General features: G+C 51.7%; 1 protein-coding gene. It reads right to left on the bottom strand.

The genetic code is table 11. From position 1 onward, the window contains the following. A partial coding sequence (locus FDX22_RS26300) for an ATP-binding cassette domain-containing protein (RefSeq protein WP_146718010.1) occupies positions 1–207 on the bottom strand: 207 nt, incomplete at both ends.

Here is a 207-nt window from a genome sequence, read left to right as displayed (position 1 = left end):
TCATTACTATAGCCCTGCGGATGATCGCCGGTGATTAAACTGAGCAGCGTTGATTTTCCCGCACCGTTTGGACCGACAATCTGCCAGTGTTCCCCTGGGTTTACCCGCCAGCTCAGATGATGAAGAATCGGGCGATCATTATAGGAAACGACCCCGTCGTTGAGCATAATCCGCGGTTCGTTCTCAGACAATATGCGACGTACGGAA

It is taken from the genome of Citrobacter sp. TBCS-14 (assembly GCF_005280805.1).
In the GTDB taxonomy this organism is placed as follows: Bacteria; Pseudomonadota; Gammaproteobacteria; order Enterobacterales; family Enterobacteriaceae; genus Citrobacter; species Citrobacter gillenii.
The sequence above is the reverse complement of the archived record's forward strand: the minus strand, read 5'-3'. Positions and strand labels throughout refer to the sequence as shown.